Annotated in this window: 12 protein-coding genes and 1 pseudogene; 12 read left to right on the top strand and 1 reads right to left on the bottom strand. The window is 62.2% G+C overall.

Going from position 1 to position 15,683, the window contains the following annotated elements:
* The 3 genes and pseudogenes from ACVOL0_RS04555 to ACVOL0_RS04565 all read left to right on the top strand — a co-directional run.
* Positions 1 to 277: hypothetical protein (locus tag ACVOL0_RS04555; protein ID WP_481548074.1), on the top strand; the 277-nt coding region annotated here is incomplete at its 5' end.
* Between the two features lie 406 nt (positions 278 to 683).
* Positions 684 to 1,184 (top strand): annotated as a pseudogene (locus tag ACVOL0_RS04560) (magnesium chelatase subunit ChlI family protein); the annotation flags it as partial.
* Positions 1,185 to 1,397: 213 nt separating this feature from the next.
* Positions 1,398 to 2,924, top strand: a complete 1,527-nt coding sequence (locus tag ACVOL0_RS04565; protein ID WP_481548075.1) for an esterase/lipase family protein — start codon at positions 1,398 to 1,400, stop codon at positions 2,922 to 2,924.
* 55 nt (positions 2,925 to 2,979) lie between these two features.
* Here ACVOL0_RS04565 and ACVOL0_RS04570 read toward each other — a convergent pair whose 3' ends face one another.
* A complete protein-coding gene (locus tag ACVOL0_RS04570; protein ID WP_481548112.1) occupies positions 2,980 to 4,395 on the bottom strand; it encodes an aminotransferase-like domain-containing protein in 1,416 nt (471 codons plus the stop codon).
* 274 nt (positions 4,396 to 4,669) lie between these two features.
* Between ACVOL0_RS04570 and ACVOL0_RS04575 the strand changes: the two genes are divergently transcribed.
* From ACVOL0_RS04575 to ACVOL0_RS04615, 9 genes are all read left to right on the top strand, one after another.
* On the top strand, positions 4,670 to 5,890 hold the full coding sequence (locus ACVOL0_RS04575; protein ID WP_481548076.1) for a hypothetical protein: 1,221 nt from the start codon (positions 4,670 to 4,672) through the stop codon (positions 5,888 to 5,890).
* Positions 5,887 to 6,846 carry a hydroxymethylglutaryl-CoA lyase gene (locus ACVOL0_RS04580; protein ID WP_481548077.1) on the top strand — a complete coding sequence of 320 codons (960 nt, stop codon included), beginning with the start codon at positions 5,887 to 5,889 and terminating at the stop codon, positions 6,844 to 6,846. The genes ACVOL0_RS04575 and ACVOL0_RS04580 overlap by 4 nt, the downstream gene beginning before the upstream one ends.
* Before the next feature lie 429 nt (positions 6,847 to 7,275).
* Positions 7,276 to 7,782 (top strand): RNA polymerase sigma factor, encoded by a 507-nt coding sequence (locus ACVOL0_RS04585; protein ID WP_481548078.1) that lies wholly within the window; start codon positions 7,276 to 7,278, stop codon positions 7,780 to 7,782.
* 107 nt (positions 7,783 to 7,889) lie between these two features.
* On the top strand, positions 7,890 to 8,846 hold the full coding sequence (locus tag ACVOL0_RS04590) for a FecR family protein (protein WP_481548079.1): 957 nt from the start codon (positions 7,890 to 7,892) through the stop codon (positions 8,844 to 8,846).
* Positions 8,847 to 9,047: 201 nt separating this feature from the next.
* Positions 9,048 to 12,134 (top strand): TonB-dependent receptor, encoded by a 3,087-nt coding sequence (locus ACVOL0_RS04595; protein WP_481548080.1) that lies wholly within the window; start codon positions 9,048 to 9,050, stop codon positions 12,132 to 12,134.
* A gap of 88 nt (positions 12,135 to 12,222) precedes the next feature.
* Positions 12,223 to 13,062 carry a HupA family protein gene (locus ACVOL0_RS04600; protein WP_481548081.1) on the top strand — a complete coding sequence of 280 codons (840 nt, stop codon included), beginning with the start codon at positions 12,223 to 12,225 and terminating at the stop codon, positions 13,060 to 13,062.
* A gap of 172 nt (positions 13,063 to 13,234) precedes the next feature.
* Positions 13,235 to 14,668 (top strand): surface lipoprotein assembly modifier, encoded by a 1,434-nt coding sequence (locus tag ACVOL0_RS04605; RefSeq protein ID WP_481548082.1) that lies wholly within the window; start codon positions 13,235 to 13,237, stop codon positions 14,666 to 14,668.
* A 33-nt stretch (positions 14,669 to 14,701) separates the two neighbouring features.
* Positions 14,702 to 15,310, top strand: coding sequence for a biliverdin-producing heme oxygenase (locus ACVOL0_RS04610; RefSeq protein ID WP_481548083.1), 609 nt, complete (start codon positions 14,702 to 14,704; stop codon positions 15,308 to 15,310).
* Positions 15,310 to 15,681: a YbaN family protein gene (locus ACVOL0_RS04615; RefSeq protein WP_481548084.1), complete on the top strand. Its 372-nt coding sequence runs from the start codon at positions 15,310 to 15,312 to the stop codon at positions 15,679 to 15,681. The genes ACVOL0_RS04610 and ACVOL0_RS04615 overlap by 1 nt, the downstream gene beginning before the upstream one ends.
* Positions 15,682 to 15,683 lie beyond the last annotated feature (2 nt).

Genomic DNA, 15,683 nt, shown 5'->3' on the forward strand with positions numbered 1-15,683 from the left:
GCTCTTCGGTGAACTTCGACTTCTTCATGGCAAAACCACCTCTCTGCTTGGGGTTAGTTTCGCCGAATTTCTCTACTTTTGGCTGGCTCAAAAAGCTGGAAGGTGGTCACTGGCACGGGAATTCCTCGGCGACGTGTCAGATGATGAGTTGCTGCATCTGATCCATTATCTAAAAGTGCTTGAGGAGGTGCCGAATATCCGTGCAGTCGATAAACGAGGATGGCGCGATCTGCTATCGCAGCGAGGAAACGAGCATCCCGGCTTTTTGAAAGCGTAGAGTGAGAAACTATCAGTGTCAGCTAAGCGTGCTTTCATTGAGCCAAATCACCGTGTCAGTTCTTGAATGGCCACGACGGCTCGATTCCCAGTTGGTGCTATTCACTCAAACCGGATGGCGGGAGGGTGGATAAGGGCTGGCCGCCGTGAGTCCTAGCTTCGTCCTAGGGTGCGGATGGTATGGGCCACAGTAGGCGTCGTACCTGATTCTTTTCCTAGACTTTGACGCGCCAACCGAGTGTCTGCGGTCAACGAATTCGACCAGACTCTCGTCGCCCGGCCAGACAAGCGCAAAGCGGGTTGAGGGACACCAATGGGCGGTCAAACGCCACGACTGAAGAACCGGACGGTTGCAGGGTCCGGCATGGAAGGTGCTACTGGGATCATTTTTGCAGATAACGGGGTTGATAACCCTAGCAATGAATCCCTGCCCATGCGGCTGGGCCGGCGACAGCAGCGGCCGTTGTCGGTGTTCGACCGAAAACATACGTCGCTATCGCGCACGCATCTCCGGGCCCTTGCTGGACCGCATTGACCTGCATCTGCAGGTGCCACGTCTGGCGCCGAGTGAATTGCGTGGAGATGCTCCTGCGGGTGAAAGCAGCGCCGAAGTGCGTGATCGGGTAGCGCGTGCAAGGACGCGTCAATTGCAGCGTGCAGGCAAGGCCAACGCACATCTTGGCCAAGCGGAAACCTTGCGGGACTGCGTGCTATCCGCTGCCGACAGCGACCTGCTGGAACAGGCGATGGAGCGATTGCAGCTGTCGGCGCGCTCGATGCACCGGATCCTGCGGGTGGCGCGGACGATTGCAGATCTTGCCGGGGAGACGGTGATTCAACGGGCGCATCTGACCGAGGCGATTGGCTATCGGCAGTTGGATCGGGGTGGTGTTGGGGGTGAGGGCTAGGTTGTTGGCGATGAGGAGAAACTGCAACCGCAGAAGCTCCCCTCTCCCCAACCCTGCCCTGCGCTGTGCGCAAGGGAGGCGGCAGAGCTTGGCTCCCTCCCTTTGGCGCAGCCAAGGGGAGGGCTGGGGAGGGGTGAGCTCTTAAAGCACCACATTCAAGACAAATCCCAAAAATCCGTTCACCATCGCCAGCAGCCCCCGCGGAGACCGGCCATGGAACGTATCGAACGCCCCTACTTCCCGATCATCTACGTGCGCGGTTATGCGATGACCCGCGATGAAATCGTCGAAACCACCTCAACGCCGTTCATGGGCTTCGAGGCCGGTTCCACCAAGATGCGTCAGGCGCAGGACGGCAGCATCGTCAAGTTCGTGTTCGAGTCGCCGTTGGTGCGCTTGATGAAGGACTACAACTACCGCGATGTCTACGAGTTCGGTGCCGAGCGCCGCGACCGCATCTCACCGCGCTGCATCGTCATCCACCGCTACTACGACCCGGCCGACCCGGCCTTCGGCGATGGCAAGACGCCATCCATTCCCGATGCCGCCGCCGCGCTGGGCAAGCGCATCGAACAACTGCGCGACAGTATCTGCGGCAACAACACGGCCATGCGCAAGGACTTCCGCGTCTATCTGGTCGCCCATTCGATGGGCGGGCTGATCTGCCGTTGCCTGCTGCAGAACCCGGACGTGGCCAGCGCCGAAGTGCGCGCGATAGTCGACAAGGCTTTCACCTATGCCACACCGCACAACGGCATCGAAGTCGGCGGCATCAACCTGCCGAATCTGCTGTCGATCAACGACATGAACAATTTCAACCGCAGCAACATGGGCAAGTACCTGAAGGTAGCCAAGGACAAGGTCAATACCTTGGGCAACTCCGGCTTTCCACCGGAGCGGCTGTTCTGCCTGATTGGCACCAACAGCCGCGACTATGCTGCGGCGCACGGGCTTTCCTCGTTTGCAGTCGGCGCGCTGAGCGATGGGCTGGTTCGTATCGCCAACGCCTACGTCGAAGGCTCGCCGCGCGCCTTCGTCAATCGCAGCCATAGCGGCTACTTCGGCATCGTCAATTCCGAGGAGGGTTACCAGAATCTGGTGCGCTTCCTGTTCGGCGACACCTGCGCCACTGCGCAGCTCGATATCAGCGCCCTGCCCTTCCCGCCGGAGATCGAAGCTGCGCGCAAACGCGGCAAGAAGATCGAGTCCTCGTACTACATCGAGGCCACCGTTGCCCCGCGCGGCGCTTACACCTATGAACTGACCTCGCGCACCCAGGCCAACCAATGCGCCATCCGCCGCGAGTACGGCGACATCTTCGACGCGCAGGGCAATCTGCTGAAGGACAAGCGCTCCACCGTGCTGTTTTCGGTATTCCTGGACAGCAGCAAGATCCAGGCCGGCAGCGAGATCGCTTTCTCCATCGACCTGGCTGTCAGCAACGCGGGCTACCAGGTGGACGGTGCCTTGTTCCTGAAAAACCATATCCCGGGCGAGTATCTGTTCCGCAATACCCTGGTGGTTTTTGCCAAACCCGGTGACGCAGGCGGTTGGCGCCTGCGCTATGTCTGGAGCGACGACCAATGGGCGGGCGGACCGAAGAATGAGGCCGAACTGGATACCGCGCGCATCAAGGCCATCGGCATCAACCAGCAGGCACCAAACATTTTCGCAATACCACTGCAGTCAGCCAAAGGCTTCAACGCCGAGCTGAAGCTCTCGCTTTCGGACTGGCGCTGAGCGCTCACACTGCATCACGGTGCTGGGCGCTCAGCTAGCGGCAGCCCCCCCCTCATCAGGCCAGCGCCGCGGCCTGGTCCATCTCCTCGCGAAGACTGTCCATGAAGACGCTGTCATTCAAATAGGCGACGTTCAAGCGCGTCCACGGCGATACCTGCTCCGAGTCAATATTGAAAAACGCGCCTGGTGCAAGCACAACACCGCGCGACAGCAAGCGTGCTGTCAGCGCGCGGGTGTCGTCGATGCCATCGAAACGTGCCCATAGATACAGGCTTTGCTCCGGTGTTGCGTAGACAGTTGCATCCAACCGATTCAGCACCTCCAGGCCTTCGGCAGTGGCAGCACGTACCCGGTCCTGCAAACGGCCGACATGGCGCAGGAAATTGCCTTCGCGCAGGATCGCCTCAAGCACGCGTTCGCCGTACTCGCTGCTGCCGATGTGCAGCAGCATCTTCAGGTCTGCCAGCTCTTCGATGTGCGCGTTCTCACCGGCGATGAAACCACTGCGCAATGCTGCCGAAACCGACTTCGAGAAGCTTCCCACGTACAGCGTGTTCCTGAACTGCGACAACGAGGACAGGCGAAACGCCGAGTTCGGCTTGAAATCGGCCATGGCGTCATTCTCGACAATCAACACGTTGTGCGCAGCCGCCAGCTCCAGCAGGCGTTTTCCGACTTCTGGCGATACATCCGTTCCGGTCGGGTTGTGCGCGGTGCTCTGCATGAAGAAAACGCGCGCTTTGCTGGTCTGCAACGCCGCCTCGAACTCCGCCAGATCGGGACCATCCACCCGCCGTGTGATTGCAATCGTATTCGCGCCCTGCAGTTGCAGCTTACCGAACAAAGGGTAGTAGCCAGGCTGCTCCACCAACACCGTGTCACCTGGCGCCACGTAGCGCCGGATGATCAGATCAAGCGCATGATTGGCACCAAACGTGGTCACCAGCTGGCGCGGCCCGAGCTCCATGCCATGCATGGCCAAGCGCCGGATCAACTGCTGCCGCAGCGGCAAATAGCCGTAGCGATTGCCATAGCGGAACAAGCTGCCTATCCCAGTGCGCGCGACCTGTCGATGAAAGCGGTCAAGCCGCATGTAGGTCAGCCAATCAGCCGGCGGAAAGCCCTCGGCCAGATGTGACCGACCCGGCTCGCGAATCGCCTGCTGGCGCATCATCCACAAGGTGTCGATGACCCTGCTGTACCCCACAGGCTCTTCATCGACGTCGCGCTCTGGCGGCGCTTCAACACCGCGCACAAAAAAGCCCTTTCCGTGCTGTGCCTCAACCAGTGCTCGCTCACCAAGCAGGTCGAACGCTGATATCACCGTGTTCTTCGAGTAGCCATTCAATCGTGCGTACTCGCGCAATGACGGCAACTTGTCTCCTGGCTTCAGCACGCCGGCCAGTATCTGACGACCGATGTCCATGGCAACTTTTTCCGCTAATGAAATCTTCCGTGGTTCAGAGCGCATAGGAATCCATACAAATTTCTTCGGGCGCTCACTGTATCTACGCCTCAGTACGTGCCGTAAAGAGCATAAATGGACATTTTGATATGAATTGGCAGATACGCATCGGCACCGTGTCTGTTCGAAAAAACTGTACCTTTCGCCCGCATTCGCGGGAGCACATTGTTTGCTTTGCTTTGCGCAATCCTTGTCGTCACGCACTTGGGCGAAGCACGCCACGGTAAACACAATTCATGCACACGCCATGCACGTGCCACGATCAGAGCCGGCGCTACCAATGACATCGATCCTGCGCAAACCAGCGGATGGCGCCGAGCCACGCATGCGATCAGCAGCAGGCACATCAAGCAGCGTCACCGCGCCCTGCCTTGATCACAGCGGTACCGGCTTGCCAATCGCGTTCGTCGACGGACTACTGGTGAATGACCGGGACCTGCGCATATCGATGGTGGAGCACAAACCAGGACAGGCCAGCCTCATCCAGCGCATTGCCATCCTCGCGCGCGCCGCGGGTGGCTTCCACACCTTTGGCGCCGGGACCTTGATACGGGCGCGCATCCAGTTCACTGCAATCGACGACGTCTACAGTGCTCGCCTGCAGGTGATGGAGCTGCGCAACCAGCTGATTGGACTGCTCAACAGCATGAACCCGACGCTATTGGCGGGTGGCGGCGGCTGCAGGGATATCGAAGCACACCTGCGTCAAACCAGCGGAACCGCTGCGCAGCTTGAGATAGATGTGATCGTTGAAGTTCCTGATCGGTCCGACACCCGGGCCGTGGAAGGCGTCATCTGCACATTGATGCCGCTTGTGGAGCAACTGACACATGGTGCAAGAGGGCACGCCTCAATCAGTGACCTTGTCGATCGTCAATTGCTTTGTGCGCAGGTCACTTTTGACGCAGGCAGCTTCTCGCTCGCGCCCGCCCCTGCCTGCGCGCTCGCCGGGCGTATCGTCGACCTGCACAACTACACCTGCATCAATGCAGACCGGGTCAACGCTTGCAACGCAGCGATTCTGGCAGCGGCAAATGCCGTGCATGGGATAGCGCGAAGTACCGGGGGCGACGCGGAACACCAGCAGCATGCGTGGAAAGCACACGCTGACCACGGCGCACCGCTGGCTATCTGGTATCGCGATCATCGTGGCCATCTGGCCGGCAGGGTTGCGCTTCCGTTGCAGGTCGAGCACGCAGGCATCCTCTCCATTGCGGCAACCGATCATGCCGGACGCAATGCCCCAAACGCAGTCATGCGCACTCATCTCCTCAATCACGCTGTCGCCGCAGTCGCTTTGGTCCAGAGTCTGGCCTGTCTGCATGCAAACGCTACGGATTTCATTGCACAGAACAACCCTGCACAGCATGCACACGATCTGGCGTTGATGGTGGGCGCCCGCGCCAGTGAGATCGAGCACGTGGTGCAAACCCTGGTGTCGACAGGCAGCGTCCGCTGCGACAGCGCGACCACTGCACTTGAGCAGGCCCGTGGACGATGATGGACGTTCGGGATGACTCGCCCGCCGATCACATCCGCATCGTCGAAGTCGGCGCACACAGGGGGCTGGAACAACAGGCCAAGGTGTTGCCGGCTGTCGTGCGGGCGAATCTGATCGAGCTGCTGGAATCGGCCGGCATCAGCGAAGTCGAGCTTGGCGCATTCACATCACCGCGGCAAGTGCCACAGATGGCCGATACAGCGGCGGTATGCACACTGTTGGGGCCGGCACCACTCAGTCGCATCCGCTCGGTGCTGGTCTCCGACATGAGGGGACTGGAGATGGCAATCGCCAATGGCTGCCGCGATATCACCATCGCTTCAGCTGCATCGGATGCTTATTGCCGCGCAAATCTCAACTGCAACGTCACCGAGAGCCTGCGCCGCGCCGATGAGATCACCGAGCACGCCTTGACGTTGGGCATCCAGGTGCGGGCCACGCTGGCCACGGTTATCCACTGCCCGTTCAGCGGAGCCATACCAACAGCCGACGTCATCCGTGCCGTCCGCATGTTCTACAACATGGGCTGCCGTGAGATCAGCTTATGCGACACCACCGGCGTCGGTACGCCCGCCTCTGTTGGTGTGCTGCTGCGCGCCTGTGCCACCGAAGTTCCAATGCACCGTTTGGGCGCGCATTTCCATGACACCTACGGCCTGGCCATCGCCAATGTCATCGAAGCGCTGGAGCACGGTGTGCGCACATTCGATGGAGCGATCTCCGGGCTTGGCGGTGACCGCCATGCCCCAGGCGCAGCAGGCAGTGTGGCCACTGAGGATCTGGCCTATCTGTTCTCGGAGCTTGGGGTCAACTGCAATGCTGATCTCGACGGACTGCTGCTGGCTGCCGACTACATCGACTGTGTACTTGAGCGCAGAACCGAGTCGCGCGTCGGCCGGGCGCTACGGGCGAGAAGAAGCCAATGTCAGAGCACTGCCAGAACCTGGATGGGATGAGCGACTCCGGTTGTTCCAACGGCGGCTCGGCAAGCGGCCAGCTCGCCGGTCGCCATGGTAGCCGGTGCTGGCCCGTGGTCAGGCGGATGCATGGCGCTTCGGCGTAAACACGGTAGCTCCAGATCAGCCCACATACTCACTCAGTTGCAACTGACAACCGACGCGCCGGGGCAGCGCCTGCTTGCGACGGTGCCAGGTCAGCCACACAACTGACATGCCGTCAGCGATGAAAGTATGATGTGGAGGTCAGCGAGCATAGCGGCCAGCCGACCACCCAACGCCGGCGCTTGGCGCCGTGGAGCCCCCCATGCCGCTGCTGTCGAATCCTTGGCCCTGCTGGCGGAAGCCGCAGCGCCATGCGCCTGCACTTCCCCAAACCACGCCGGCCAGCATGTCACGGCTGCTTGCTGCCAGCGGCTGCCAGCACTGATGACTGCGCCCAGCTCACGCCTGATTGATGCCTTCCTCAGCCTGTACGGTGAGTTGAAACGGCACCTGCGGCGGCGCACCGGCGACAGCAGCCGTGCCGAAGAGATAATGCAGGAGACCTACCTGCGCCTGCTCGAGACCGACAACCGCCAGCAACAGGAGCAGATCCGCGACCAGCGCGCTTTCATTTTCCGTGTCGCCGGCAATCTCGCCATCGACGTCGCCCGCCGCGAGCAGCGCGCAAGTGGCAGTGGCGAGCCCGATTCGCAGCAGGCCGACCCTGTTGCCAACCCGGAGCGCAACGCCATTGCCCACGACCGCCTCCGGCAGCTCGATGGCGCGTTGCGCGAGCTGCCGCCCAATGCCCGCCTGGCCTTGCTGTTGTTCCGTGTCGATGGCCTGTCGCATGCGCTGATCGCGCGCCGTCTTGGCGTATCGGAGAGCATGGTGGCCAAATACCTGGCCCAGGCGCTGCGGCATTGCCGCGACCGCCTGGGGCCATCGTGAGGATGTCGATGGAAGATGATCGCTGCCGCCACTGCAACTTCGGCCTTGGCGAAACGTCTTATAGCTAGACACCCCTCTCTCCCAGCGCAGCCCCCCGCCACGCCACGATGTTCGACCGCTTCCGAATCCGCAACAACGCGCTCAACGACGAATCCATCCAATGGGTGGTCCGCCTGGGTGCGCGTCCATCTGCGGCTGACAGGGCCGCGTTCGAACGCTGGTGCCGACGCTCCCCGGCCCATGCCGAAGCCGCGCGGCAGGCATTCGCACTGCTCGACGGCGTCGGCCACACCGCGCTTGCGGCCGAGCACCGCCATTGGGTGCAGGTGCTGGCACCGGCGCCACGACGGATCAGCCGTCGCGCGGTATTGGCCGGCGGGTTGTCGGCGGCGGCGCTGGCGGGCGTGGCCGGTACGGACATGTTGGGTCCGGCCAGCGGCGTCTTCGCCGACCACAGCACCCGCATCGGCCAGCGGCGGCAGGCATCGCTTGGCGACGGCTCGACCGCCTGGCTCAACAGCGAGAGCGCGTTCTCGCAGACATTTTCCAATATCCACCGCACGGTATCGGTGGCCGCCGGTGAACTGTTGTTCGATGTCGCACCCGACCCGCAGCGGCCCTTCGTGATCGATGGCCGGGATGGCAGCGTACATTGCAGCGTCGGTCGCTTTGCCTTGCACCGCCAAGCACGCAGCAGCACGCTGACCGTGGTCTCCGGCCTGGCCGAACTGCGCAACCGAGCCGGCGCCAGTATCGAAATGATCCCCAATCAGCGCGTTGCCTTCAGCGCCGACGTACTTGGCAAGGCTGAGAACGTTGACGCGGGTGCATTGACGGCCTGGGTGCGCGGCAAGCTGATCTTCAACCAGCAGAGCGTGGCTGCCATTGCAGGCGAGCTGCAGCGCTATGTGCCGGGACGTATCGTCGTGATTGGCGAGCGATTGCAGCAACTGCAGCTCACCGGCGTGTTCGAGCTGGACGACCTCGATGCACTGCTGCGCAACATCGCCGCGCTGGCCGGGGCGGAACTGATCCGTCTGCCGCTGCTGACCGTGATCCGCTGAGCCACTGAGCCACTGAGCCAACGGCAAGTGCTGTAACCCTGCATCAGCCGCGACACGCAGGAACACGAAGCGCCAGGAAAAATTTTTGCTGCTGACGCTGCAAGTTTCGCCCGCGACGGTCGTCTATAGGAATGAGACTTATTCTCATAAAGTCAACGCCGGTACATCCGCGCGTCCTCTTCCTAATCGCCCGTCGGATCCATGAGCCCTTCCAGCCCTCCTCGTCGTTCTTCGCGACTGCCCGCCCTGCTCGCCGTCAGCATCGCCCTGGCACTCAACGCACCGTTGCATGCCGCCGCACAGAGCAGCAGCACCAGTGGCCCCAGCCAAAGCATCGCATTCGATCTCCCCACACAGCCCCTGGACAGCGCATTGACGCGTCTTGCTGACCAAGGTGGCGTGCGTATCCTGTTTGTCTCCAGCGATGTTGATGGCCTGCAGGGCACAGCCATCAAGGGCCAATTCAGTGCTGCGCAGGCGCTTGACCAACTGCTGGCTGGCAGCGGACTGGTGTGGCAATGGCGCGAGCCCGGCACCGCCGTGGTGACGCGCAGCGGCGCCGCTGCCACTGGCGCAAGCACCCCGATCGTCACCGGCGCCCTGAGTGTGACCGGCCAGCAAGGCATCGAGGCCACCGGCGCGCAACGCGATCTGCGTGGTCAGGACGAGGTCTACGATCTGGACTTGTCCACGGCGTACCTCGGCCGCACCGAAATCGAGCGCTACAAGGGCGCAACGCCCTCGGATCTGCTCAACGGCATCGCCGGCGTCTTCAGTGGCGATGCCCGCAACAGCGGCGCGCTCGATGTGAACATCCGTGGCGTGCAGGGGCCGGGACGCGTGCCGGTCACCATCGATGGTACCGAACAGGCGGTTACCGCCTGGCGCGGCTACAACGGCATCGGCAACCGCAACTACGTCGATCCCAACCTGATCGGCGGCATGCAGATCTTCAAGGGCCCATCGCTGACCCGCAACGTCACCACCGGCATCGGTGGCGGCGTGGTGATCAAGACACTGGACGTTGACGACGTGGTGCCGGAAGGCGAGTCGTTCGGCGGCGAGTTCAAGATCGAAGGCAGCAGCAATGCGGTGGCACCACGTTTGCCGGGCCGGTTGTACACCGGCATGAACCACCGCGACGTGCCGGAACTGGCCACCGGCAGCCCGGCCAATGACCCGACCCTGCGCGTGCAACCGCATACCGGTGGCGGCGGTTACAACGTCTTCGATGGCGAGGATCACGCCTATCGGCTGGCGTTGGGCTGGAAGTCGGACACGCTGAGCCTGTTCGGCGCCTACGCTTACCGCGACCGTGGCAACTACTTCGCCGGCAAGCGCGGCGCCGGCTACTACTCGCAGCCGGTAGAGAACATCGGCGCCGGTGACTACATCATCACCATGGCCAACCGCCTGCGCCCGGGCGACGAGGTAACCAACACCTCCAGCCAGATGGAATCGTGGCTGTTCAAAGCCACCTGGAATCCGACACCCGACCAGGTGCTGCGCTTCGGTTACCGCGACACGCTCTCGCACTACGGCGAGATCATGCCCTCACGCATCAACCGTACCGCGCTCGGCCTGCCGCAGTGGTCGCTGAGCCGGGTCGATTCCACCGCCTACAACCTGGAATACAAGTGGCAGCCGCTGGACAGCCGCTGGATCGACCTGTACGCCAACCTGTGGCGCACCGATACCGACAGCAACGCGAACACAGCAGGCAGCTACCCAAATTACTGGAATGCGGTGACCCAGCCGATCGTCATGAACGGCGCGCTGGATGATTCCACCAATACCCGCAACGGCCTGACCCTGAGCAATCTGTTCCGGCTCAGCGATACGCTGGACCTGACTGTCGGCGGTGACTTCCAGCACGAGAAGCTGCGCTCGCATGATGCCTACATCGGTCCCTCGGCGGCGTGGCGCATGTTCCCGCGCGCCGGCCGCCGCGAGGAATGGAACGCCAACTTCAACTTTGAATGGCGACCTGCAGATTTCCTCAAGATCAATGCCGGTGCCCGCTACTCCTCGTACTGGGCTTACGACGATTTCCTCGCTGACCATCCAAACAAGTTCCTGGCCTCGGTATCCGGCTATCAGGCCACCTACCAGACCATGTCTGCGGAGGAGCGCAGCAATGCCGAGGCACAGAACCGCAATATCTACCAACTGTGCATGGCGATGCCGTTTTACTGCCAGATCTTCAACATTCCGGTGGGGATAAGCGAAGCGGACTTCGTCGCCGCCAACATCAAATATGCTGCCAAACAGAAAACCATCGAATGGCTCCCTGACGCCCAAGGTAGATTCCACCGCGCAGACAACCCCTGCAGCAACGGCGCGCTGGCCGGCGTAGCCGATCTGTTCGAGGGCGGAAACTGCAGGATCGGCAACACCGCCAACCCGATCGCTTCCAGGTACGCCGTGGCAAAGAAGCGACGTGATGGCGGCTGGGCACCGTCGCTTACCGTTACCGGTCTGTTCTCGGACTACAGCCGCGCCTATCTCAGCTACAACGAGGCACTGCGCTACCCCAATATGTTCGAGAGCGTCATCGCCTTCGGTGCCAGCGTCAGCCCATTCCGCGACCTGAAACCCGAACATACCTACAGCTACGAGCTGGGTTATATCCAGGAGCTCGGGCATCTGTTGGGCGATGACACGATTGCCGACGTCAAGCTCAGCTATTACCACCGCCGCACCGATGACCTGATCGAGCGCGACAACAACTTCCTGTTCCGCAACATCGACAAACAGCTCGTGCAGGGCGTGGAGTTCCAGGGCCGTTATGACAATGGCCGCTTTTTCACCGACCTCGCCGTTGCGCATACGTTGAAGAACGAGGTCTGCGATGAACACACCGCCATCACCATCGACCCCAACGTCATCGGCACACCTACCTGTGTCGACCAGGGCTTCATCGGCAGTTGGCTGCTGACCCAGGCCTCGCCGGAGACCTCGGCCAATTGGTCGCTGGGCGGGCGCTTCCTGGACAAGCGGCTGGAACTAGGCACGCGTGTTGTCTATTACCAGCGCCGCAAACCCAACCGCGACCTGGAGGCATTTGCCGCGGTCACCAACCAGAACCTTGCCGTGTTCAACGTGCCGTTCTCCTGGGATACCACTTGGCTGTTCGACGCCTATGCCAGCTACCGCGTCAACGACACCGTACAGCTTGAACTGATCGGCACCAACCTCAGCGACCGCTACTACGCCGACCCGGCCACCCGTTCGCTGCTGCCCGCCCCTGGCCGCACGCTGAAGCTGAGCGTGACCGCGCGCTTCTGATCATCCCGTAGCAACAAGGAGTCCGCCGCAACCCAAACCATCACTGCAGTTCTGCTTTTTCCTTCATTACATCAAGAGAAACATGATCATGAAAATGCACAAGCGCATCTCCCAACTCGCCCTCGCCCTGACTGTGGTTTCCGTGGCGGGCACCGCCGCGGCTGCCAACATCGTCGGCACCCAGTCCACGGGGACCGGTGCGTCGTACATCACGGTCGGTGCGTCACAGGTACCGTTCGGTCCGCATACCGCCGGCATCTCCGGCGTGGGCATTTCCAGCTATGCCGGCGGCGCCAAGGTCGACTTCCAGGGCCTGACGCCGTCCAGTGCCGCCACCGTGCTGCACCCGGGCACGGACAAGGGCATGACCGTCTACAAGCTGCACGACCCGATCACCACCGGTACCCCGGGTGATCCGAACAACCCGGCGCACGCAGGCCTGGGCAGTTTCAACTTCGTCAAGGTCGGCACCGGCGATGTGTGGTTCGGCGAATGGTCGACCAATGGCAATACCGGCAGCCCCACCTACCAGAATCGTCAGGTCTATTACGTCGGTGACAAGACCGGCTATACCGCCGCCACCGGCACTGCGGTTGGTTACACGCTGACCGGTCTGCACCAGTACGGCGCCAACACCAACCTGACCGGCAGCCTGACCGCCAACTTCAGCAGCCGCACCTTCCACGGCGATCTGTCGATCGGCGCAACGCAGATCCGTCTGGGCAGCAGTGGCAGCCAGATCGCGTTCGACACCAACGGTCATTTTGATGCAGCCAACGCCGGTCAATGGGTGATCCCAGGCAACTTCGTATACGCCACTGGTGCGGTGAAGGGGGACTTCTTCGGTGCGGGCGCGGCTGCCGTCGCCGGCATCGTCGATTTCGGCAATCCCGCCCTCAACATCGCCTGGGGCGGCACCAAGAACTGACGGATAAGCCTTTCCGTCAACCGCTGTAATTCGACTGCTACCGGCAAGGACCAGCCAGTGTCCGCCAATCCTTGCCTCCCTCGATGGCCATTGCATGCTTTCTTGTTCTTCAACCGGTCGCCGACGCCGGTCCCTGTTCGCACTTCCCGCCGCACTGCTGCTGGCAGGATTGTTGCTGCCCGTCGCGAGCTCCGCACAGGAGCAGGCCGATACCCGCCGCCTGCTTGACCAGCATATCGACCAACAGGCGCAGGCCCGCGAGCGCGAGCTGCTCAAGGACGAACTGGATGCCGAGCGCCCGACGCTGACCATCGATGGCGAGCGTCATGTCATCGGCCACAATGCCGACGACCTAGGCCGCGCACTGTATCTGGCACTGCAACAGCGGCAGTGGAGCCTGGCAGCAAACTTCCTCAACGAATACCTAACCCTGCCCGATCACGACAAGCTGTTGGTGCACTACGCACAGGGCGGCTTGCTGCGCATGCAGGGAAAGCACGCGCAGGCGATCGCCGAGTACCGCGCCCTGCTCGCCTTGCAGCCGGACTTCATGCCGGCGCAGCTGGAACTGGCCCGCACCTTGTTTGAAGACCAGCAGGATCGTGAAGCCGAGGCGCTGTTCGCCGACGTCGGTACCAGCATTGACGCCAATGACCCGAAAACCGAGGGCGTGCGCACCACCATTGCCAGCTTCCGCCAGGCCCTGGCCCAGCGCGAGCGCTGGAGCGGCTCCTACGCGGCCGGACCCAGCTGGACCGACAACGCCAACCGCACCTCGGCCAGTCGCACTTGTCTATTGCTGCTGATCACCGGCGATTGCCTGATCGAACGCAAGTTACCCGAGGCCATCACCGCCACCGGCATCGACTACGACGCCACCCTCAACAAACGCCACGCACTGCGTGGCCATCACGGCGTCTACCTGCGCGCAATCGCTTTTGGACAGAACTACCGCGACAACAGCGCCTACAACGAACTCAATGCCGCGCTGCAAGCTGGCTACAGCTTCCGCAGTGCGCGCCACACGGTGGCGCTGGCACCTTCGTTCGATTACTACGCGCTGGGCAATAGCGCCTTGTTTGGCGCGCCGGGCGTGCATGCGGAATGGAGCTGGACGCCAGGGAGGCTGTCGATGCTGAAGCTGGAGGCAGATTGGAAGGACTTTCGCTATCGCCAGCGCGACTACGCACTCAATCTCGACGGCGTGCAGCGCACCGCCTCCGCCACCTACTTCCGTAGCCTTGGCAGTCATTGGATGGCCTTCGGCGGCATCGATGCACTGGACAGCGAATCGCGCGACCGCAGCAACAGCTACCGCTCGACAGGTGCGCGTATTGGCGCATCACTGCAGTGGCCGGAAGGCTTCAGCCACACCTTGTTCGCCTCCTATCGCCGCCGTAGTTACGACCTCTACAGCCCAATGCTCGGCGTCCGCCGCGATGACGACGAACGCAACTACACGCTGATCATCAAGGCCAATCGCCTGGCCTTCGCTGGCTTCACGCCCTTGCTGAGCCTTCGCTACAACGTCGTCTCCAGCAATGTCGACTGGCTCTACAGCTATGACCGCAGCACCGCCAGCCTGAAGCTGGAGCGCAGTTTCTGACCCCACCACTTCCTGCACTTCCGGGAATTGCATATGAACGACAACAGCACCGTCATCTCGCGCAGCCAGCAACTCAAGGCGGCAACCCACAACACCCATGACAGCCTGGACAAGCGGGTGATGGCCGCAGACATCTTCGCCAATCGCGACAACTTCGCGCGTTTCCTGCGCGTGCAGTACCGCTTCCACCGCGATATTGATGCGCTCTACGCCCATCAAGGGCTGCTGGCCTTGATTCCCGACCTTGCCGAACGCCGGCGTCTGCCGAAGATCGCACTCGATCTGCAGGATCTGGGCAGCGATATTCCAACGCACAGCGCGCCGCTGGTGGACGCTGATATCGCCCTGCCCAATGCCCTGGGTTGGCTATATGTTGCCGAAGGCTCCAACCTCGGTGGCACCGTGCTGTTCAAGCTTGCACGCGACCGACTGCAGCTGCATGCCGACTTCGGTGCACGTCACCTCGCCGCGCACGCCGACGGCGCCGCGCGCCACTGGCGCAGCTTCACCGCCGCGCTAGATGCGGCGCCACTGGTGCCCGAGCATGAAGCCTTGGTGGTGGAAGGCGCACGCAGGGCCTTCCAGAGCGTACGCGGCTACGTCGAAGACGAGCTCCATACCGACCCGGTGCCGGTGCCCTGATGCGTTGGCTATGGTTCTGCGCAGGCTGCTGGATGCTGGCACTTGGGATCATCGGCGCGCTACTGCCGGTGATGCCGACCACCATCTTCCTGATTCTGGCGCTGGCCTGCTTCGCGCGTTCCTCACCACGGCTGGAACGCTATCTGCTGCAACACCCGCGCTACGGCTACAGCCTGCGGCTATGGCGCGAGCAGGGCGCAGTCAGCAGCAAGGGCAAGGCGTTCGCTGCACTCGGCATGGCCGTGGGTTACCTGGTTTTCTTCTGCACAGCGCACCCCGGCTGGAAACTTGCGCTGGGCGTCGGCCTGTTCTTCATTGTCAGCGCCGGCTACGTGCTGTCGCGTCCCGCACCGCGTGCGCTCATCCACTGAGG

Source organism: Stenotrophomonas sp. STEN021 (assembly GCF_056760175.1).